Annotated in this window: 17 protein-coding genes and 1 tRNA gene; 11 read left to right on the top strand and 7 right to left on the bottom strand. The window is 60.5% G+C overall.

The window, feature by feature from the left end:
• Positions 1-12: 12 nt before the first annotated feature.
• Both PPUTUW4_RS17405 and PPUTUW4_RS17400 read left to right on the top strand, forming a co-directional pair.
• The gene (locus PPUTUW4_RS17405; RefSeq protein WP_015095875.1) at positions 13-804 is read left to right on the top strand and encodes an ABC transporter ATP-binding protein; all 792 of its coding nucleotides are present in this window, start codon (positions 13-15) and stop codon (positions 802-804) included.
• Entirely contained in the window at positions 801-1,583 is a 783-nt protein-coding gene (locus PPUTUW4_RS17400) for an IucA/IucC family C-terminal-domain containing protein (RefSeq protein ID WP_015095874.1), read from the top strand. Before PPUTUW4_RS17405 ends, PPUTUW4_RS17400 begins: the two co-directional genes overlap by 4 nt.
• Before the next feature lie 75 nt (positions 1,584-1,658).
• Here the strand turns inward: PPUTUW4_RS17400 and aldA are convergent, their stop codons facing one another.
• The 4 genes from aldA to PPUTUW4_RS17380 are packed head-to-tail and all read right to left on the bottom strand — an operon-like array spanning position 1,659 to position 6,440.
• Entirely contained in the window at positions 1,659-3,092 is a 1,434-nt protein-coding gene (gene aldA, locus PPUTUW4_RS17395) for an aldehyde dehydrogenase (protein ID WP_015095873.1), read from the bottom strand.
• 19 nt (positions 3,093-3,111) lie between these two features.
• Positions 3,112-3,912, bottom strand: a complete 801-nt coding sequence (locus PPUTUW4_RS17390) for an HpcH/HpaI aldolase/citrate lyase family protein (RefSeq protein WP_015095872.1) — start codon at positions 3,910-3,912, stop codon at positions 3,112-3,114.
• 14 nt (positions 3,913-3,926) lie between these two features.
• On the bottom strand, positions 3,927-5,111 hold the full coding sequence (gene rhmD, locus PPUTUW4_RS17385; protein WP_008047298.1) for an L-rhamnonate dehydratase: 1,185 nt from the start codon (positions 5,109-5,111) through the stop codon (positions 3,927-3,929).
• A gap of 33 nt (positions 5,112-5,144) precedes the next feature.
• Positions 5,145-6,440, bottom strand: a complete 1,296-nt coding sequence (locus tag PPUTUW4_RS17380; protein ID WP_015095871.1) for an MFS transporter — start codon at positions 6,438-6,440, stop codon at positions 5,145-5,147.
• Positions 6,441-6,564: 124 nt separating this feature from the next.
• Between PPUTUW4_RS17380 and PPUTUW4_RS17375 the strand changes: the two genes are divergently transcribed.
• The 5 genes from PPUTUW4_RS17375 to PPUTUW4_RS17355 all read left to right on the top strand — a co-directional run bounded on the left by PPUTUW4_RS17375 (position 6,565) and on the right by PPUTUW4_RS17355 (position 13,260).
• Entirely contained in the window at positions 6,565-7,506 is a 942-nt protein-coding gene (locus PPUTUW4_RS17375; RefSeq protein ID WP_015095870.1) for a LysR family transcriptional regulator, read from the top strand.
• A gap of 176 nt (positions 7,507-7,682) precedes the next feature.
• On the top strand, positions 7,683-10,514 hold the full coding sequence (locus PPUTUW4_RS17370; protein WP_015095869.1) for a xanthine dehydrogenase family protein molybdopterin-binding subunit: 2,832 nt from the start codon (positions 7,683-7,685) through the stop codon (positions 10,512-10,514).
• Complete coding sequence (locus PPUTUW4_RS17365; RefSeq protein WP_015095868.1) at positions 10,507-11,046, top strand: (2Fe-2S)-binding protein; 540 nt, start codon at positions 10,507-10,509, stop codon at positions 11,044-11,046. The genes PPUTUW4_RS17370 and PPUTUW4_RS17365 overlap by 8 nt, the downstream gene beginning before the upstream one ends.
• A 2-nt stretch (positions 11,047-11,048) precedes the next feature.
• The gene (locus PPUTUW4_RS17360; RefSeq protein ID WP_015095867.1) at positions 11,049-12,287 is read left to right on the top strand and encodes a cytochrome c; all 1,239 of its coding nucleotides are present in this window, start codon (positions 11,049-11,051) and stop codon (positions 12,285-12,287) included.
• Between the two features lies 1 nt (position 12,288).
• Positions 12,289-13,260, top strand: a complete 972-nt coding sequence (locus PPUTUW4_RS17355; RefSeq protein WP_015095866.1) for an XdhC family protein — start codon at positions 12,289-12,291, stop codon at positions 13,258-13,260.
• Between the two features lie 88 nt (positions 13,261-13,348).
• Here the strand turns inward: PPUTUW4_RS17355 and PPUTUW4_RS17350 are convergent, their stop codons facing one another.
• A complete protein-coding gene (locus PPUTUW4_RS17350; RefSeq protein WP_015095865.1) occupies positions 13,349-14,632 on the bottom strand; it encodes an FAD-binding oxidoreductase in 1,284 nt (427 codons plus the stop codon).
• Positions 14,633-14,816: 184 nt separating this feature from the next.
• Here PPUTUW4_RS17350 and PPUTUW4_RS17345 point away from each other — a divergent pair.
• A tRNA-Val gene (locus PPUTUW4_RS17345) sits at positions 14,817-14,893 on the top strand.
• A 103-nt stretch (positions 14,894-14,996) separates the two neighbouring features.
• Here PPUTUW4_RS17345 and PPUTUW4_RS17340 read toward each other — a convergent pair.
• Positions 14,997-15,305 carry a hypothetical protein gene (locus PPUTUW4_RS17340; RefSeq protein ID WP_343228942.1) on the bottom strand — a complete coding sequence of 103 codons (309 nt, stop codon included), beginning with the start codon at positions 15,303-15,305 and terminating at the stop codon, positions 14,997-14,999.
• Positions 15,306-15,492: 187 nt separating this feature from the next.
• Here PPUTUW4_RS17340 and PPUTUW4_RS17335 point away from each other — a divergent pair, with 187 nt between their 5' ends.
• Together PPUTUW4_RS17335 and PPUTUW4_RS17330 are read left to right on the top strand one after the other, a co-directional pair.
• Entirely contained in the window at positions 15,493-16,314 is an 822-nt protein-coding gene (locus PPUTUW4_RS17335) for a MinD/ParA family protein (protein ID WP_015095863.1), read from the top strand.
• Positions 16,315-17,057: 743 nt separating this feature from the next.
• Positions 17,058-17,714 carry a trypsin-like peptidase domain-containing protein gene (locus PPUTUW4_RS17330; RefSeq protein ID WP_015095862.1) on the top strand — a complete coding sequence of 219 codons (657 nt, stop codon included), beginning with the start codon at positions 17,058-17,060 and terminating at the stop codon, positions 17,712-17,714.
• Between the two features lie 773 nt (positions 17,715-18,487).
• Here PPUTUW4_RS17330 and PPUTUW4_RS17325 read toward each other — a convergent pair.
• A complete protein-coding gene (locus PPUTUW4_RS17325) occupies positions 18,488-18,694 on the bottom strand; it encodes a hypothetical protein (protein ID WP_041474916.1) in 207 nt (68 codons plus the stop codon).
• Between the two features lie 251 nt (positions 18,695-18,945).
• Here PPUTUW4_RS17325 and PPUTUW4_RS17320 point away from each other — a divergent pair, with 251 nt between their 5' ends.
• Positions 18,946-19,140, top strand: a complete 195-nt coding sequence (locus PPUTUW4_RS17320) for a hypothetical protein (protein ID WP_015095859.1) — start codon at positions 18,946-18,948, stop codon at positions 19,138-19,140.
• The last annotated feature ends 33 nt before the right edge of the window (positions 19,141-19,173 follow it).

Genomic DNA, 19,173 nt, shown 5'->3' with positions numbered 1-19,173 from the left:
GGAATTCAACGCATGACGTCGATTGCAAGTCGCGGCCTGACCCTGAGTTACCAGCGCCAGGTCATTATTGACGCGCTGGACATGCAACTGCCCCAAGGCAAGATTTCGGTGCTGATCGGCAGCAACGGCTGCGGCAAAAGCACCTTGCTCAAATCCTTCGCCCGACTGCTCAAACCGCAGCAGGGCTCGGTGATTCTCAACGGTGTGGATATCCAGCAAAAGTCCACGGCCGCCGTGGCCAGGGAATTGGCCATTTTGCCTCAGACCCCCAGCGCGCCGGAGGGCATCACCGTGCGGCAGTTGGTGGCGTTGGGACGTTATCCGTATCAGAGCTGGATGCAGCAGTGGTCGGCTGAAGATGAGGCCATGGTCAACCGCGCGCTGACGCAAACCAGCCTCCAGGCCCTGGCGGACCGACCGGTGGATGCGTTGTCCGGCGGGCAGCGCCAGCGCGCGTGGATCGCCATGACCCTGGCCCAGGACACCGGCATCGTGCTGCTCGACGAACCCACCACGTTTCTCGACCTGGCGCACCAGATCGAAGTGCTGGACCTGCTGCGCGACCTCAACCGGCTCGAAAACAAGACCATCATCATGGTGCTGCACGACCTCAACCTGGCCTGTCGTTACGCCGACCACATGGTTGCGGTGCACAACCGGACGGCCTTTGCCCAGGGGCGGCCCGACGAGGTGTTGACCGAACCCCTGGTCAAAACCGTATTCGACCTCAATTGCCGGATCATTGCCGATCCGTTCTTCGGCACGCCGTTGTGCATTCCGTTTGGCCGGGAATTGCCGCAATGAGTCTGGCACGTCATTTCACCGCGTCGCAGTGGACGGTGTTGTCCGGCGGCTTGCGGCTCAAGGACGGCGACGAGCGCGACCCGTTGCGTTCGCTGATGGCCCGGGACTTGTTGCAGGAGGACGTGTGCGAGCAACTGCTGGACACCCTGGGCCCGGTGATCGGCTCGCCGACCCGGGCGATCACCGCCTCGTTGCTGGGCAAACGCTTGTCGTTTCTGGCGACTGGCGCCTGTCTGTATGCGCTGTCGGTGTATGACAAGGGGCTGTTGTTGACGCTCGACAACACGCTGATTGAATACGGCCACGATGAGGGGCAGTGGACGTCGTCGATGCCGCTGCATCACGGTCTGCCGCTGACCTATGGGGCCAATGAGCGCGAGGCCTGGCGGGAGGCCCTGGTGCGGGGATTGTTCGCGGGACTGCTGCAACCTTTGTGGCACACCTTCAACCGTGTCACCGGTGTCTCCCGGCGCATCCTCTGGGAAAACACGGCCGTGCGCGTTTACTCGCTGTATGAAAAACGCATGGCAAAGATCGAAGACCCGTCAGTGCGCGAGCGCTGTGAAGCGGATTTCAATTGGCTGCTGACACAAGCCGAGCCTGCGTTGTTCGGTCTCGATTACAACCCGCTGAGCCATTTCCGCCGACCGCCGACGCTGGTGGACGATGGGCAGCGCAGCATTCGCTTTCGCCGAACCTGTTGCTTCTATTACCTGGCCACCGACCCCGCTGAATACTGTTCAACCTGCCCGTTGCTACGTCCGGGTAAATGCCGATGAGATGTGCATTCAGGGTGATGGGGCAGGCGCCTGAACGATGGCTCAGGCGCGTGCCCTTCACAGAAAGTGCCTGGCTCAGCCTTGCAGATAGACCGCGTGGGTATGGGTGTATTCGTACAGCCCATGCTTGCCATCGGCGCCGCCGATGCCGGACTTGCGCACACCGGCATGGAAACCTTGCATGGCTTCGAAGTTCTCGCGATTGACGTAGGTTTCGCCAAAATCCAGCTCGCGCATCGCCTGCAGGGTTTTGTTCAGGTTACGGGTGTAGATCGACGAAGTCAGGCCATAGTCGCAGTCGTTGGCCAGGGCGATGGCTTCGTCCAGGTCGTCGATTATCTGGATCGGCAGCACTGGCCCGAAAATCTCTTCGCGCATGATCTCCATGTCCGCGCGACAACCGGCTAAAACAGTGGGCTGGAAGTGGAAGCCATTGGGCAGGTCGGCCACTTGCCCGCCACTGATCAGGCTGGCGCCCTGGCTCAACGCGGTGCGGACTTTGCGGTTGACGCTGTCCAGCCCCTGGCGGTTGATCAGCGGGCCCATCTCTACATCGGGCTGCGCAATCGGGTCGCCATAACGGGTTGCACTCATGGCCGCCGCGATGCGTTCGATGAACTGATCCGCCACCTTGCGCTCGACATAGACCCGCTCGGCGCAATTGCACACCTGGCCGCTGTTGATGATCCGCGAATCGCGGATCGCCCTGACCGCCAGGTCGAGGTCTGCATCGGCCAGCACAATGGCCGGCGCCTTGCCGCCCAGTTCCAGGTTGAGCTTGGTGATGTTTGGCGCGGCGGCGGCCATGATCCGCGAGCCGGTGTCGACGCTGCCGGTGAAGCTGATCATGTCCACGCCCTTGTGCGCGCTCAGTGCCGCGCCGACTCGGCCGTCACCGCAGACCACGTTGAACACGCCGGGCGGCAGGTCGGTTTCGGCGACCAGCCGGGCAAATTCGAAGCAGTTGTTCGGGGTTTCTTCGCTGGGCTTGATGACGATGGTGTTGCCGGTCAGCAGGGCCGGGGCCATCTTGCGGGCGATCAGGAAGAAGGGGAAATTCCATGGCAGGATCCCGGCCACCACGCCCAAGGGTTTGCGCAGCAGGAGAATGTTTTCGTTCTGGCGGTCGCTGGTGATGATTTCACCTTCGATGCGCCGTGCCCATTCGGCCATGTAGTCGAGGTAGTCGGCGGTGAAATTGACTTCGACTTCTGCCAGCCCGCTGATCTTGCCTTGCTCCAGGGTGATGGTGCGCGCCAGGTGCGAAACGTTTTCCCGCAGCCTGGCGGCGATCCGGCGCAAGTAGCCGGCGCGGTCATTCGCCGGTTTGCGCGCCCAGTCTTTCTGCGCGGCGCGGGCGGCGGCGAGGGCGCGGTCGACGTCCTCGGCGGTCGAGGCCGGGACTTTCGACAGCACGGCGCCGGTGGCCGGGTTGATCACATCGAGGTGGGCAGCGCTGGCCACGAACTGGCCGTCGATGAAGTTTTCGTAAACAGGCACGGATGACATGGTGCGACTCCTTGGCAGATCAGTAAGTGCGTGACGGCGCTTGAGTGGCGGCAGGTTCGCGGTAGCGGGCGAGGGTGGCCATGGCGCCTTGGCGCAGCAGGCTGATGTCGATGGCCACTGCAATGAACTGGCAGCCCCAGCGCTGGTAGCGGCGGGCGTCTTCTTCGTTGGGCGCGAGAATCCCGCAGGCCTTGCCGGCCGCCAGTGTGGCGTTCACGGCGTGTTGAATCCGCTCCTGGACTTGCGGGTGGCCGGGGTTGCCGGCGTGACCCAGGCCGATCGACAAATCCGCCGGCCCGATAAACACCGCATCCACGCCCTCGACGGCGGCAATCGCAGCGACGTTTTCCACGCCGGTGCGCGATTCCACCTGGACGATCAGGCACAGTTGTTCGTGGGCGGTATTCAGGTAATCCGGCACAGCGTCCCAGCGCGTGGCCCGGGTCAGGCCGCCGCCGACCCCGCGAATGCCGTGGGGCGGGTAGCGCATGGCACGCACCAGCGCCTGTGCCTGTTCGGCGGTTTCGACCATCGGGATCATCAGCGTCTGCGCGCCGATATCCAGCAGTTGCTTGATCAGGTTGGCATCGCCGTTCACCGCGCGCACCACTGGCGCAGTCGAGTAAGGCGCCACGGCCTGCAACTGGGCGAGTACGCCGGGCACGGTGTTGGGCGCGTGCTCGCCATCGATCAGCATCCAGTCGTAACCGGTGGTGGCGACGATCTCGGCGGCGTAGCCGGTGGCGAACCCGGCCCAGATGCCGTACCGGGTTTCGCTGTTGTTCAGTACGGCCTTGAACGCGTTGTGCGGCATGTTCATCACGAACTCCTTTCTCAGCGGTTATACGGCCGATGCAGTTGGCATTCCGGGTTGAGGGTCACGCCGAAACCTGGCTGGTCGAGCGCGGACAGGCGCATGCGGCCATTGACCGGCACCGGTTCGCCGAGCAATTGCGGGTGGAACATCGGCACCACTTCGTCAGCCTTCGGCGCCATCATCAGGAACTCGGCGAACGGGCTGTTATGCCGGGTGGCGACGAAGTGGTAGCTGTACACCGAAGAGCCGTGGGGGATGACCAGCGCGTTGTGGGCGTCGGCCAGGGCCGAGATCTTCACCAGTTCAGTGATCCCGCCGCACCAGCCGACATCCGGCTGGATGATGTCGCAGCAGCCCATCTCCAGCAGCATGCGGAAGCCCCAGCGCGTGGCTTCATGTTCGCCGGTGGTCACCAGCATGCCCTTGGGCACGTTGTTGCGCAGGGCGGCGTAGCCCCAGTAATCGTCCGGCGGCAGGGCCTCTTCGATCCATTTCAAGCCATGTTCGTGGGCGCCGACCGCCAGTCTGGTGGCGTAGTTGAGGTCCAGGCTCATCCAGCAATCGAGCATCAGCCAGAAGTCCGGGCCGACACGCTCGCGCATGGTCGCCAGTTCTTCGAGGTTCTTGCGCAGGCCTTCTTCGCCTTCGGCCGGGCCGTGGTGCAGCGGCATCTTGCCGCCGATGAAGCCCATTTTCTGCGCCAGGTCCGGGCGGGCGCCGGTGGCGTAGAACTGCAATTCGTCGCGCACCGCACCGCCGAGCAACTGGTGCACGGGCTCCTGGCGGATCTTGCCGAGCAAGTCCCACAGCGCCAGGTCGACGCCGGAGATCGTGTTGATGACGATGCCCTTGCGCCCGTAATACAGGGTCGACTGGTACATCTGGTCCCAGATCTTTTCGATGTCGGTGACCCGGGCGCCTTCGAGGAAGCGCGCCAGGTGCTTCTCGACAATGTAGGCGGCCGGCTCGCCGCCAGTGGTCACGGCAAAACCGACGGTGCCGTCGCTGGCCTCGATCTCCACCACCAGGGTGCCGAGTACGTTGATGCCGAAGGTGCGGCGGCTCTGGCGATACTCGGGGTATTTGCTCATCGGCGTGGCAATGTGATCGTCGATCCAGTGGCCGTCGGCCTGGTCGTGATAATCCGCGCCGCCGCCACGCAGGGTGAAAGCGCGGACGTGTTTGATGGTTGGAATGCCCATGGTGTGACTCCTTTTTTTAAACGGCGGTCAGGTTTAAACGGTGGCCGGTTTGTTCGAGGCTTCATGGCCGGGCGCGCGTACGCCCAGCACCAGCAACGCGGCGATGACGGTGGTAGCGGCCAGCACGTACAAGCCTGCTGCCGGTGAATGGAAAGCGCCCTCGGCCCAGTTCTTCAGGATGGGGGCGATGAAGCCGCCGAGGGCGCCGAACGAGTTGATCAGGGCGATCCCGGCCGCGGCGGCGCTGCCGGCGAGGTAGCTGGAGGGGAAGGTCCAGAACACCGGTTGCACGGCGATGAAGCCGGAGGCGGCAAAACATAGGGCGATGATCCCCAGCAGCGGGTTGCTGAAGGTCACCGAGCAGGCGATCCCGGCGGCGGCAATCAGCAAGGTCAGGCACGCGGTGCGGCGGCGTTCGCCGGTGCGGTCGCTGTAGCCGGGGATCAGGTAGGCGGCGATCAAGGCGCAGATCCATGGAATCGCCGTGACCAGGCCGACCATCAGCCCGACCTTGGTGCCCAGCAGTCCGCCGACCTGGCTTGGCAGGTAAAACACCACGCCGTAGACACTGGCCTGGATCAACAGGTAGATCAGGCACAGGTACAGCACCGAGGGTTGGCAAATGACGTTGAGCAGGCTGCGGCCGTGGTTCTGTTTATGGCTGTCTTCCTGATCGAGCAGGCTTTGTACTTGCTGGCGTTCCTCGACGGTCAGCCACTTGGCGTCGGCCGGCCGGTTGTCCAGGTACCAGTAGGCCCAGATGCCCACCGCCGTCGCCATCAGGCCTTCAACGGCAAACAGCCACTGCCAGCCGTGGAAGCCGGCGAAGCCATCCAGTTCCAGTAGCAAGCCGGACAACGGGCTGCCGAAGATGAATGCCAGCGGCGCACCGAAATAGAAGAAACCCATGGCCTTGCCGCGCACGGCGCTGGGGAACCAGTAGGTGAGGTAGAGGATCACCCCGGGGAAGAAGCCGGCTTCGGCCACGCCCAGCAGGAAGCGCAGGATGTAGAAGCTGGTTTCTGTGTGGGCGAAGACCATGGCGGCGGAGACCAGGCCCCATGTGACCATGATCCGGCACATCCACAGGCGGGCGCCGACGCGGTGCAGGATCAGGTTGCTCGGCACTTCAAGCAACGCGTAGCCCACGAAGAACACCCCGGCGCCGAAGGCGAAGGCGGCATCGCTGATGTTGGTGTCGGCTTGGAAGGCTTGCTTGGCGAACCCGACGTTGGCGCGGTCGAGGAAGGCCATGATGTACATCAGTAGGAGAAACGGGAGCAGCCGCCAGGAAATTTTGGCGAGCAGAGGCGCGGGTAGAGTCTTCATCGCAGTTTTCCTTTGGTAGGGCATTTGTTCTTATGGGGAAGACTGTACGGCCGCTGATCGATGCGTTACAAATCGAATCTAGCTCACAACTGATACCTTGAAGGTATCGATAAAAAGGCCCGCCATGACCACGCCGATCATCTCACGCAGCCTGCTCAATCGCCTGCGCTACAAGCATCTGCACATGCTGGTGACGCTCAGCTCCAGCCAGAACCTGCACCGCGCTTCGCAAAGCCTGAACATGTCGCAACCGGCGGCAACCCGCATGCTCCATGAGATTGAAGACATGTTCGGCTGCGATCTGTTCGAGCGCCTGCCGCGGGGGATGCGCCCGACAGCGCTGGGCCAGGAACTGATTCGCTTTGCCGAGTCGGCCATCAGTGGTCTGGACCGTTGTGCCGAGGACCTGATGGCGCGGCAGCAGGGCGGCTACGGCTATCTGTCGATCGGTACCATCATGGGCGCGGCGCCAGGCCTGGTCATGGATTCGATTGCCGAGATCAAGGCGCTCAATCCGCAGCTGCGGATCCGCATCATGGGCGACACCAGCGACCAGGTGATCCAGTTGCTGGAACAGGGTCGTATCGACCTCGCCATCGCCCGGCGCAATGCCGCCACCGACAGTGAGCATTACGTCTTCGAGCAATTGGGTAACGAACGCTTGCTGGTGGTGGTGCACGCCGGCCACCCGCTGGCCCGGCGCAAAAAACTGGACATGGCCGAGCTTGTCAGCGGTTGGCCGTGGATCCTGCAACCGGAAACCAGTCCGGCGCGCATCGGTCTGGATCAGGCGTTGCAGCGCCTGGCGCTGCCGTTGCCGGCGGACATCATCGAATGCAGCTCGGTGTATTCGATGCAGCAGCTGATTCAGTTGACCGACGCGATCATGGTTCTGTCGGAAACCGCATTGCGCGACTATCTTAAAATGGGCTTGGTGGTGGCATTGCCGGTGGAACTGGATGTGCAGATGGCGCCATTCGGGTTGTTGTTGCGCAAGGGCGAGCACATCAGCCGGGAGTTGGGGTTGTTCATTGAACTGCTGCGTCGAAAAGTCGCGGTTTTTTGATTCCTTGGTCAGTTTTTAGTTTTCCGCGAAGGAATAAGCCTATAAACTTAACCTTTCGGTCAGCTTTGCACTGTCAACAACAGCCCTTTGCATCGTCGAAAAGGGCTTCTGCAAGACTCGAGATTTCCAGTACATAACCAGAAGGGCGGACCCCATAACCGCCCAGAGGATGATCCATGTCCAACCGTGAAATATCCCGGCGCTCGTTCCTCCAGGGCGGGCTGGTAGCGGGTGTGAGCGTGACGCTCACGCCATTGAGCAGCCAGGCGCTGGCCGCCTTGATGGAAAACAGCGTGACCGTGCCGTCCGAGCAGTGGCTCGGCAACAATGGCCAGGCGCGCGCCCGTAACGATGCCTTGTCCAAGGTCTGCGGCAGCAAGGTCTTTGCCCGCGACATCCGCGCCAAGGACATGCCGGGCTGGCCGCAGCAGCAAGGCCACGCCATGCTGCTCAAAACCATCAAGGCCGACCACATCTTCGCCGGCATCGACCTGTCGTGGCTGGGCGCCGGGTTGCAGCCGGACCGCATCGTCACCGCCGAGGACCTGGTCAAGGACGGTATCGTGTTCCCAGAGGAGCACGCCCCGGATCCATTGTTGCCGGCCGGCAAGGTGCCAATGTTCATCGGGCACCCGGTGGCGATCCTGATCTGGAACGACTTCGAGCGTTTCCGTCAGGCCAAGAACCAGCTCAAATTCAATGACAAAGCCATCCGCTACGGCGATAAAGTGCCGTTCTACGAAGGCGATCCTTACGGCAGCTTCCGCTATGTGCGCGTCGGCGGTGCGACCTCGGCCGACGAAGACGAATTCGCCAGCCTCAAGGATTCGATCCTGTTCCCGATGCTGAAAAACCGTCGTCCGGTGTGGAACTCCCAGCCGAACCTGCACGGTAACCTGACCGAGCGCGGGTTGTTCTACGCCGAGCGCATGAAGCAGCAGATCGACACGCCGCCGGACAACTGGCTGGTGTTCGACGAGCGCTACAAGACCCCGTCGATCGAACCGGCCGCCCTGGAGCCGGACAACGGTAACGGCTGGTACGACCCGGCCACCAAGACCTTGCATTTCGTTGTTGCCACCCAGTGCCCGCTGGAAACCGCGACCGAGACCGCGAAGATGATTGCGCCGTCGCGTTTCGGCCTGGCCAACCTGAACATGCATCCGGGGTACACCGTCGGTTACGGCTCCAAAGACCACAACATTTTCGTCTACTACGCAGCGCTGGCCGCGTTGTACGGTGCCGGTGTGCCGGTGCGCCTGGCCAACGACCGCTACGAGCAGTTCCAGAGCGGCATCAAGCGTCACCCGTTCGACATTCGTTACCAGTTGGCGGTGGACAAGAACGACCACAGTTTCAAGATCTTCCGCGCTGAAATGAGCGTTGACGGTGGCGGGCGAATCAACTACAGCCCGTCGGTGGCGGCGGTGGGCGCCACGGCCGCGCAATCGATCTATTACATGCCGCAGAACGACCTGCAGGTCACGGCTTACCATTCCCGCGCGGTAGAAGCCGGGTCGATGCGTGGCTACGGCACCCTGCAGAGCATGGCGTCGACCGAAATGATGGTCGACGAAATCGCCGATCGCCTCGGTGTCGATGCCATTGAGCTGCGCCGCAAGAACGCACTGCGTTCGGGCATGAAAAACACCCAGGGCGCGATCCCGGCCGGTGCCCTGCGCCTGCACGAGATTCTCGACAAGGCGGCCGTCCACGAGGTCTGGAAAAACCGCGACGCGATCAAGAAGCAACGCGAAGCCGCCGATCCGGACAACTGGTACGGGGTGGGTTTCGCCATCTGCCAGAAAGACTTCGGCACCGGTTCCGAAGCGCCGATGGCCAGCATTGAATTCACCGCCGAAGGTCGCATCAGCCTGCGCCACATCGGTATCGAGATCGGCACCGGCATGTCGACCTCACAGGCCATGGTCGTGGCCGATTTCCTTGGAGTCCCGGCGCACGAAGTGAAGACCGGTGAAACCGAATGGAAAGAGTTGCAACTGATCAGCAGCGGCAACCCGTACATCATGAGCCAGGCCGAACAGGATAATGTCCTGCGCAACCCGCGTTGGGTCGGCAAGGTGGCTTCGGCGTCATCGGCCACCAACTCGGCGTACTACTTCAGCCACGCCACCCGTGAAGCGGCGCGCGTGCTGTTCAACCACGGCCTGTGGCCGGCGGCGCTGGAGATCTGGCGCCAAGGCCCTTTCGGTGGTCAGGCCAACCCTTACGTGGTGCGCCGCGAAGACGCCCATTGGGTCGATGGCAAGCTCACCGCCAACGGCATGGAACCATTGCCGTTCGCCATGCTGGCCAAGCGTGTTCACGAGCGCGGCCTGGTGAGCGGCGCCACGGTGCACGGTTTCAACCGCTGGAGCTGGGCCGAGGCCGAGTTCAGCATCGACGGCGTGCGTGAGCGCTTGCCGCTCGATGGCCTGGCCGTGAAGTACGGCGACGGTGCACCGAAAGCGAAGAAGGCGCAGATGAACAGCGCCGGTTTCCATTTGCTGGACCGGCAGAACATCGCCTACCCGGCAACCCAGTTGAACAACGCGGCGGTGACGTACTACAGCCCGGTGGCCACGCTGGTGGAAGTGAAGGTCAACAAGGGTTCGAACGAAGTGTCGGTACTCAACCACCACTCGTGGGTCGAGTGCGGTCGTGTGCTGGTGCCGGAACTGGTCAAGGGCCAGCTCGAAGGCGGCATCGCCATGGGCATCGGCCATGCGCTGATGGAAGAAATGCCGCTGTACGAAGGCGGGCCGGGGGAGGGTGACTGGAACTTCAACCGTTACCGCCTGCCCATGGCGCGCCACGTCGCGGTGTGGAAGCAGACGGCGGAGATCCTGCCGCCACTCTCGCCAAGCGACCCGTCCAAGGGCATCGCCGAAGTGGTGATGATTCCGGTGGTCGGTGCCATCGGCAATGCCGTGGCCCATGCCATCGGTAAACGTGTCCGCGACCTGCCTATCACTTCTGCACGCATCAAGGAGGCCCTCAATGGCTAACCGTCCGCTTCAACTGACCCTCAACGGTCAATCCGTCGGCCCGGTGGACATCCCTGATGACCTGCCGATGATCGACTACCTGCACGAATACAAGAACCTCACCGGTTCGCGCCTGGGCTGCGGCCAGGGCATCTGCCACGCCTGCGTGGTGATCGTCGACAACCCTGACGGCACCAGCGAAGAAGTGCGCACCTGCATCACCGGCGCGCACTATTTCGAAGGCAAGAAAGTACGGACCATCGAAGGCCATGCGACCTGCGACGAGCAGGGCAAGGTCACCGAGCTGAACCCGATCCAGCAGCGCTTCGTCGATGAGTTCGCCTTCCAGTGCAGCTACTGCGCGCCGGGCTTCGTGAATGCCGCGACCGTGCTGGTGGAAAAGCTGCAGCGTCAGCCGATCGTCAAAAGCCAGCTGGAAAAAGTCATCGAGGACAGCCTCGGTCATCACATCTGCCGTTGCACCGGGTACGTGCGCTACTACAGCGCCACCCGCAACGTGCTGACCGATCTCGGCCTGGTCAAGGAGGGTTAAGCATGAAGTCACTATTGTCCCGCCTGACGCTGGCGGTCGGCCTGGCTGCGCCTGTGTTGCTGGCCCACGCCGATGAGGCGCAGGTCAAGCAAGGCGCGTACCTTGCCCGCGCCGCCGATTGCATGGCCTGCCACACCGCGCCGGGTGGTGCACCCTATGCGGGCGGCCTGCCGATCGTGTCGCCGTTCGGCACGATCTACGGCACCAACATCACCCCGAGCAAAGAACACGGCATCGGCCTGTACAGCGATGACGAGTTCTTCGCCGCGCTGACCGAAGGCAAGCGCCGCGATGGCGCGAACCTGTATCCGGCGATGCCGTACACCTCGTATCACCTGATGCCGCGCGCCGATTCCGATGCGATTCATGCCTACCTGAAAACCGTCGAGCCGATCGAGCGCGCCGCCCCGGTCACCCGCCTGAGCTTCCCGTTCAACGTGCGCCTGGGCCTGATGGGCTGGAACATGATGTACGGCAAGGATGTGAAGCTGGAGTCTGCCGAAGGCAAAAGCGAAGCCTGGAAGCGCGGCCAGTACATGGTCGACGTGCTTGGTCACTGTGGCGAGTGTCACACCCCGCGTGGCTTGCCTGGTGCGATGCAGCAGGACAAGCGCATGACCGGCGGCATTCTCAATGGTTATCTGGCGCCAAGCCTGCTGGCCACTGACCTGGCAGCCCGAGGCTGGAATCATCAGGACCTGAGCTCGTTCCTCAAGCACGGCATGAGCGCACAGGGCACGATGTTCAACGAGATGTTCCCGGTGTTCCACAACAGCACCCAGGGCCTCAGCGATCCGGATCTGGCGGCGATGGCGACCTTCCTGCTCGGCGATCAGCCACCGGCGGCGAAAGTGCTCACCGAAGTGCCGTTGGACAAACTGAGCCCGAGTGCCCAGCGTGGCCGTCAGGAATATTTGAACGTCTGCGCCGGTTGCCATGCGCCGGGTGGCGAGGGCAAACCACACATCGCCGTAGCCATGCGCGGCAACACCACGTTGCGCCTGGAAGACCCGCGTAACCTGCTGCGGGTGATCGACGACGGTATCGGTGAGCAGAAGTTCTCCGGGTTCGAGCACATGCAGCCGATGCCGGGCTTCGCCGAGAAGTTGAGCGACGGGCAACTCACAGATCTGCTGAACTACCTGCGTCAGGGCTGGGGTGGTCAGCCCAATGACCTGGCGGTGAACGACGTGCAGAAGTTGCGGGCCGATGCGCCGCCGCTCGAGCACAAGGCGCACTGATATGCAGCATCTCGATCTGCAAGTGGTGCGCCGGGCGCTGGAGTGGTCGACGGCCGGTCAGCGCATCTGGCTGTGCACGGTGCTGGCCACGTACGGCTCGGCACCGCGCGCACCGGGTTCGCTGCTGGCGGTGAACACTGACGGGCACTGGATTGGCTCGCTGTCCGGTGGTTGTGTCGAGGAAGACTTTCTCGAGCGAGTCGCCGAGGGCGCGTTTCTGCAGCCGGTCAGCGTCGTTCGTTACGGCGAAGGCGACGACCCACGCTCGCGCGTCAGCCTGCCCTGTGGCGGGGTGCTGGATGTGCTGGTCGAGAAGCTTGATGCCGAATGTGACGTGCAGGCGCATTTGCGCGAGCTGGAGTCGGCGCTGTTGGGCCGACGGCGGTTGATTCGCGAAGTCGATCTGCAAAGCGGTGCGCGCAGCCTGTTCGATGATCGTGAGCAGGGAGTGCGCATCGAGCGTGAGATCGACCGCGTGCGTGTGCGTGTCGGCGCGGCCCAGCGCTTGTTGCTGGCCGGCTATTCCAGTGTGGCTCAGGCCTGCGCGGAATTTGCCGTGGGCCTGGGTTTCGAGGTGATTCTGTGCGATCCGCGGGACGAAGTGCTGGAAGGCGTCGTGCTGGAAAACGTGGAGATTCGCCGCCAACTGCCGTCGGTGTTCATCGCCGACGGCGGCTGCCACAGCGACACGGCGGTGGTGGCGTTGACCCACGACCCGCGTATCGATGACCTGGCGATGATGGAGGCGGTGCGCACCGAGGCGTTCTATATCGGTGTGATGGGCTCCATGCAGACCTCACGGAAGCGCTTCGAACGCTTGCGGCGCATCGGCGGTCTGGGGGAGGTCGAGTTGGGGCGGATTCATGCGCCAATCGGGCTGAACCTGGGCAGCAAGACGCCGGCGGAGATTGCCCTGGCGGTGCTGGCGGATATCCTGCGGATTCGCAGCGGTATCGCGCGGGACCGGCTTTAAGATCAAAAGATCGCAGCCTGCGGCAGCTCCTACAGGGATCATGTTTTTTGTAGGAGCTGCCGCAGGCTGCGATCTTTTGTTTTAACGGTCAATAACCAAATTTATCCCGCAATCCGTAATACCAGGCGCCCAACGCCGCAAACGGCGTACGCAGCAATTGTCCGCCGGGGAACGGGTAGTGGGGCAGGTCGGCAAACGCGTCAAAACGCTCGGCCTGGCCGCGCAACGCCTCGGCCAGCACCTTGCCCGCCAGGTGCGTGTAGGTCACGCCATGGCCGCTGCAGCCCTGGGAGTAGTAGATGTTGTCGCCCAGGCGTCCGACCTGAGGCAGGCGCGACAGGGTCAGCAGGAAGTTACCGGTCCACGCGTAATCGATCTTCACGTCCTTGAGCTGCGGGAAGGCCTTGAGCATCTTCGGTCGAATGATCGCTTCGATGTTCGCCGGATCCCGGGCGCCGTACACCACGCCGCCGCCGAAAATCAGGCGCTTGTCACCGCTGAGGCGGTAGTAGTCGAGCAGGTAATTGCAGTCTTCGACACAGTAGTCCTGAGGCAGCAGGGTCCTGGCCAGTTCTTCGCCCAGGGGCTCGGTGGTAATCACCTGCGTGCCGCAAGGCATCGACTTGGCGGCCAGTTCCGGCACCAGATTACCCAGATAGGCGTTGCCGGCGACTATGATGAATTTGGCCCGGACCTTACCCTGCGGCGTGTGCACGATCGGGTTGGCGCCGCGCTCGATGCGCACGGCCGGCGACTGCTCATGGATCGTCCCGCCCAGGGATTCGACTGCCGCCGCTTCACCCAGCGCCAGGTTGAGCGGATGAATGTGCCCGCCACTCATGTCCAGCATCCCGCCGACATACTGATCACAGGCCACCACTTCGCGGATGCGGCGCTGATCCATCAACTCGAGTTGGGTGTGGCCGAATCGCTCCCACAGGCGCTTCTGCGACTCCAGATGACCCATCTGCTTGGCGGTCATCGCGGCGAACACACCACCGTCCTTCAGATCGCACTGGATGTTGTACCTCGCGACCCGCTCACGAATGATCCGGCCACCTTCAAACGCCATCTGCCCCAGCAACTGAGCCTGCTTGGGACCGACCGTGCGCTCGATGACATCGATGTCGCGGCTATAGCTGTTAACGATCTGCCCACCATTACGCCCGGACGCCCCGAAACCCACCTTGGCGGCCTCAAGCACCGTGACCTTGAAACCGTTCTCCAGCAGAAACAGGGCAGAGGACAGCCCCGTGTAACCGGCGCCAATCACACAGACATCGGTCTCGACGTCATCCTGCAACGCCGGGCGCGGCGGAACCGCATTGGCCGATGCGGCGTAATAGGACTCTGGGTAGGGAGTGTTAGCCATTCGGCAGCCTCTGTTTAATATATTTTACGAGTGCGTTGATCCTACCCGAGTTGAAAATCGCCCGCCAGCCACCCGGAAAATCTTCTTTGTACCGGCAAAATTAAATATTTTGCATATTCATAGGGTTAGCGCGAAAAAAGGTGTTGACACCCCTCCGGAATTCCGTAGAATGCCGCCTCACAGCAGGCACGTAGCTCAGTTGGTTAGAGCACCACCTTGACATGGTGGGGGTCGTTGGTTCGAGTCCAATCGCGCCTACCAAACAAAATCCGCTCTGCTGGGCGGTCTGGAAGGGCTCACCGAAAGGTGGGCCCTTTTTTGTTGTCCTGGATTTCATCAAGACGGTCACAAAGTATAGGGCCGTTCACACGCGGCAATGTGAACGTCGCCAGGCGCAACGCAGAACCTGTAGCTCAGTCGTGGTAATTGAGGCCGGCTCGATTATTTCGTCTTCCGGCTCACCAGGCTCCTGTTCCAGCGCCCTCAGGCTTTTGGCTCTGACCAATTGCGACATCTTTTCGGTAATCTCGTAAGGTGTCGTGACACGCGAAAGCATGCGAGCGGCGGTTTCAAAGTCGGCGCTTTTCAGGTTCATCAGTAGGCGCTGGTGAATGTCCTGCTGGTTGTTGATGCCGTGCTCCTTCATGACCCTCTTGAGGTCCGGCTTGAACACGCCTGGCACCTCAACCCTAAACTTCTCGATGTGGTTCGCGAAATTGCCATGTGGTGGGTCGCAGCGTTTCTGGTGATCCTGTGATGCAGCATAGTGGCTATGTGTCTGCACTTTTCGGTTACCATTGCGTACCTAGGATTAGTTTGCGATTACTCGCACGGGTTGCACATGGAAGGGAATCAATAACATGGATAGTGTGCGTTCTGTACAAGTTATCGCCGTGACCGGCGGAAAGGGTGGCGTCGGCAAGACGACTGTGGCCGTGAATCTTTCATTGGCGCTGGCGAAACTCGGAAGGCGAGTCGTATTGCTTGATGGCGATCTTGGCTTGGCGAATATCGATGTCCTGTTGGGACTTTCCCAGCAGTACACGCTTGCCGATTTAATCGAAGGTCGCTGTGAGCTTTCCGATGTCCTTTTGCGCGGTCCGGGCGGGATACGAATCGTCCCCGCGGCTTCTGGTGTCCAGAGCATGGTGCATTTGTCTGCGGCTCAGCACGCAGGCCTGATCCAGGCCTTCAGTGAAATCGGTGACAGTCTCGATGTGCTGGTGATCGACACAGCTGCGGGCATCGGCTCGTCGGTGGTCAGTCTCGTCCGGGCAGCCCACGAAGTCATGCTGGTGGTCTGCGACGAACCGACCTCGATCACCGATGCCTACGCACTGATCAAACTGCTTAATCGTGATTACGGAATGGACCGTTTTCGGGTGCTGGTCAATATGGTGCAGGGCCCGACGGAAGGTCGCGCGCTGTTCGCTAAATTGGCCAAAGTCACCGATCGCTTCCTCGACGTAACCCTGCGGTATGTGGGAGCGATTCCGTACGATGAATGTGCGCGCAGGGCAGTGCAGAAGCAGCGAGCAGTCTACGAACACTTTCCGCGCTCCAAGTGCGCCCAGGCATTTCAGGAGATCGCTTTATTGGTCGACGCTTGGCCTTTGCTGGCTACCCCCAGAGGGCATTTGGAGTTCTTCGTTGACCGACTCGTCGATAATTCAAGGAAGTGACATCTTTCTTCTGTTCGTATGGGATTTCATGCAGAGCGCTCACAAGGTATCGGCTTCGTTCACGCGGGGCAATGTGAGCGCCGATTCAGGCTCAAAGTCTGGAAGGGGTTGGGGCGCAGTAGTGCGATAAATGACTCGCCCTGGAGCAGTCCGCGACTCTGATGCCTACGGCCAGACAATGGTTACCAGCGACTATTAAGGAATAAGAGAAGTTTCCTGGTTGGGATCAATCAGGGCTTTTGCATTTGGATTAATTTAAGTTAGTTCAGTTGATTCGCAATCAGTGATGTTTAGTTAAAGTTATGTTGAGTCCCTGACAGGAGTTTCTCTGCATGGCTTCCTTTAACTGTATGAATCATATTCCGCTTGGCGGAATATCAAGGCAGTTGCGGCGCAGCTGCAGTGCAGGACGACTGGACTAGCATCGGGCTTCTTTTCGCTCTTGTGGCTGAAGGGCATAGCGATTGATTCAGCTGGCGCCACTAACGAAACAGTCTATAGAAACTCTTGAATTTCTTTCTCGCCTTTAACACTTTTCAGGCGCCAAATATTTGAACTTCTGGAGTTGATCGAAAAGCGATTGGCTTTAGCGCGATTTATTCATACGCGTCATTACAATCTCAGCCATAAGTAAGGAGGCGTCCAACTAGAACAAGCGGCGAGGAGTACTGCAACCCCGACAAAAGACAAAATATTGACAACAAAAAACAGTCACACTCTCCCAATTAAGTCGGTGATATATCATGATCAAGATCATGGCCTGCTTTTTAATTGGAGCTGTAACTGCAGGATGCAACGGCATCGTAAAACCCGACTTTTCGGGTGCTGCCAATGATTCATACTTTTTAGTCCATTCGGGGTTTCCCGCACCGTATCTATACATGGCCTCGGCCGTGCAATGGAACGATGACTATGCGGTAACCACGCGCCACACTCCGTTCATCCCCAACGTGAAGTACAGTTGCAGCACAGGCTGTGATCTCGTCTTCATCCTGCACAAGGCCAACGGCCGCTACCCATCATGGCGCGCACCGCGTGTGGGCGAGAGCATCACTGCCGTTGGGGCGAGTCCTTACCTCATGACCACTACCGGGAAAGGCAAGGTGTATCAAACGCCGTTCCTCAATACCGATGAACGCAGCGGTGATCTCTATGCCATCCATGATGCCCCGCTGGTCAAGGGCATGTCGGGTGGGCCGGTCCTCAGCAGTGACGGCTATATTGTCGGCATCAATATCGGTTTCTACTCAACCACTCTGAACGATGTGAGCAATCACTCCGGTGTAAAGGGTGCTGAGAGGATCAGCATCTTTATTCCTTACTCGATCATTCAGCGCGAGTGGGGGATATTGCAGGCAAAGCTTAACGATCCACACGGCGCCAGGTATGTCGTGAAGTAACTTTTAGCTATCAGCCAATTGGCTATCGCGACTACCAGATAAAATCCGCCCGGCCTGGCGATCTGGAAGGGCCCACCCTAAGGTGGGCTCTTTTTTTTGTCTGTGTCGTGAATGTCGGTGCAAATAAACACGATCAGGATAAAAACCGGTGCGGCGCCACTCCGTGGTATCGGGCGGCCAACAGGATTGCAATGAACGTAATGGTGCAACATGCCGCAGAATGTGGGGTAGAGCCGAAAAATCCTGGAGATTGCGAATGACTTGAGATTCGCATTTGAAGCCGTCATGAATATCACGAAGCCGCTGATCTTGAAAAACAGCTGAACCCCCGGAAATCCATACTTTGCAGCTGGAGTAATCCAGGGGTAAGACACGACGGACAGATCGTCGTAAGCATGCCCCCCCCCCCCGAAAAGAATAATGAAAGAACAGGACGGCAATTGCCGCGATAAACCGAAGTAAATCGATTTCGTTTACGCGGTCTTTAGTTATGGTTACAACTAATTGGATGACCCTGGAGTGCGCTAAGTTTCTTGTAGGTAGGCGCGCATCCTGCCTTCAGACCCGGCGAAAGCGAAGCCAGGTCCGTCGGCGCCTGGCCACGAGTCTCACCCACTGCGTTACGCCTGCGGGATTTTTTGGAGGAGATGCGAGGGGCGGTGGGAGCCAGGCAACAGGTGATTGCATCCCGGTGGCATATTCCATTGCCAGTGCCGAATCCACTTATCTGTTGCCGGGTAAATCGATCAGTATGTCGCTTGCCTCATAAAAGCTCAGAGCGCGAAACCCGTCGCATGAACCAGATGCACCTCCTGCGCTCCAGTGATCAGGTGCATGGGGACGTTCTGTTGTACGTCAATGGACGGTACCTCGAAGCTCCCTACAATCTGGAGGTGTCGCTCGCTCAGTTCGGTCGACTCTGCTGCCTTTTCCTTAGCCATTCTCGCGTGGTTCATTGCGATTTCGTTGAGCGTTGACACGTTACATCTCCCGGTGACTGACCAAGCGTATCGCTGGAGTCCTTAAGCATTGATTGAATGGCTGCTGCGTCAGAATTATGTCGTTCCGGCGCTGCTACGCGCGATCTGTGCAATCCTCAAGCCACGGATGCGGTTGAACTCATCGCTGTGTTTTCGCAGGCGACGAATGGCGGACAACGGTGGATGATGATCCGGATTCTTGGCCATTGAGGCGTAAACTAGTGGGGCTGCCTCATTGAAAGGAGCCGCCCATGAACGTCGATCAAATCAGCAAACAGGCACCCATAGACAAAGCCGTTTGGGATCAATACTTCTGCGCTGCATTGATTGCCGAAAGCAATCTGACAGCCCCGGTTGTGGGCGGGGCTACGCACGAAGACAGGCAGAACCTGTTGATCGAGAGGGCTAAAGCCCTGGCCGACAAAATGATGGAAAACCGGAAGTAACCAGAGCCCAGCCATAGCGCTGGGCTCTTTGCA

The organism is Pseudomonas sp. UW4, from assembly GCF_000316175.1.
In the GTDB taxonomy this organism is placed as follows: domain Bacteria; phylum Pseudomonadota; class Gammaproteobacteria; order Pseudomonadales; family Pseudomonadaceae; genus Aquipseudomonas; species Aquipseudomonas laurylsulfatiphila.
The sequence above is the reverse complement of the archived record's forward strand: the minus strand, read 5'-3'. Positions and strand labels throughout refer to the sequence as shown.

Bases quoted from the DNA above. Each gene is read 5' to 3' on its own strand.
- PPUTUW4_RS17405 (WP_015095875.1), top strand. From the start codon at position 13: ATGACGTCGATTGCAAGTCGCGGCCTGACCCTGAGTTACCAGCGCCAG.
- PPUTUW4_RS17400 (WP_015095874.1), top strand. From the start codon at position 801: ATGAGTCTGGCACGTCATTTCACCGCGTCGCAGTGGACGGTGTTGTCC.
- aldA (WP_015095873.1), bottom strand. From the start codon at position 3,092: ATGTCATCCGTGCCTGTTTACGAAAACTTCATCGACGGCCAGTTCGTG.
- PPUTUW4_RS17390 (WP_015095872.1), bottom strand. From the start codon at position 3,912: ATGAACATGCCGCACAACGCGTTCAAGGCCGTACTGAACAACAGCGAA.
- rhmD (WP_008047298.1), bottom strand. From the start codon at position 5,111: ATGGGCATTCCAACCATCAAACACGTCCGCGCTTTCACCCTGCGTGGC.
- PPUTUW4_RS17380 (WP_015095871.1), bottom strand. From the start codon at position 6,440: ATGAAGACTCTACCCGCGCCTCTGCTCGCCAAAATTTCCTGGCGGCTG.
- PPUTUW4_RS17375 (WP_015095870.1), top strand. From the start codon at position 6,565: ATGACCACGCCGATCATCTCACGCAGCCTGCTCAATCGCCTGCGCTAC.
- PPUTUW4_RS17370 (WP_015095869.1), top strand. From the start codon at position 7,683: ATGTCCAACCGTGAAATATCCCGGCGCTCGTTCCTCCAGGGCGGGCTG.
- PPUTUW4_RS17365 (WP_015095868.1), top strand. From the start codon at position 10,507: ATGGCTAACCGTCCGCTTCAACTGACCCTCAACGGTCAATCCGTCGGC.
- PPUTUW4_RS17360 (WP_015095867.1), top strand. From the start codon at position 11,049: ATGAAGTCACTATTGTCCCGCCTGACGCTGGCGGTCGGCCTGGCTGCG.
- PPUTUW4_RS17355 (WP_015095866.1), top strand. From the start codon at position 12,289: ATGCAGCATCTCGATCTGCAAGTGGTGCGCCGGGCGCTGGAGTGGTCG.
- PPUTUW4_RS17350 (WP_015095865.1), bottom strand. From the start codon at position 14,632: ATGGCTAACACTCCCTACCCAGAGTCCTATTACGCCGCATCGGCCAAT.
- PPUTUW4_RS17335 (WP_015095863.1), top strand. From the start codon at position 15,493: ATGGATAGTGTGCGTTCTGTACAAGTTATCGCCGTGACCGGCGGAAAG.
- PPUTUW4_RS17330 (WP_015095862.1), top strand. From the start codon at position 17,058: ATGATCAAGATCATGGCCTGCTTTTTAATTGGAGCTGTAACTGCAGGA.
- PPUTUW4_RS17320 (WP_015095859.1), top strand. From the start codon at position 18,946: ATGAACGTCGATCAAATCAGCAAACAGGCACCCATAGACAAAGCCGTT.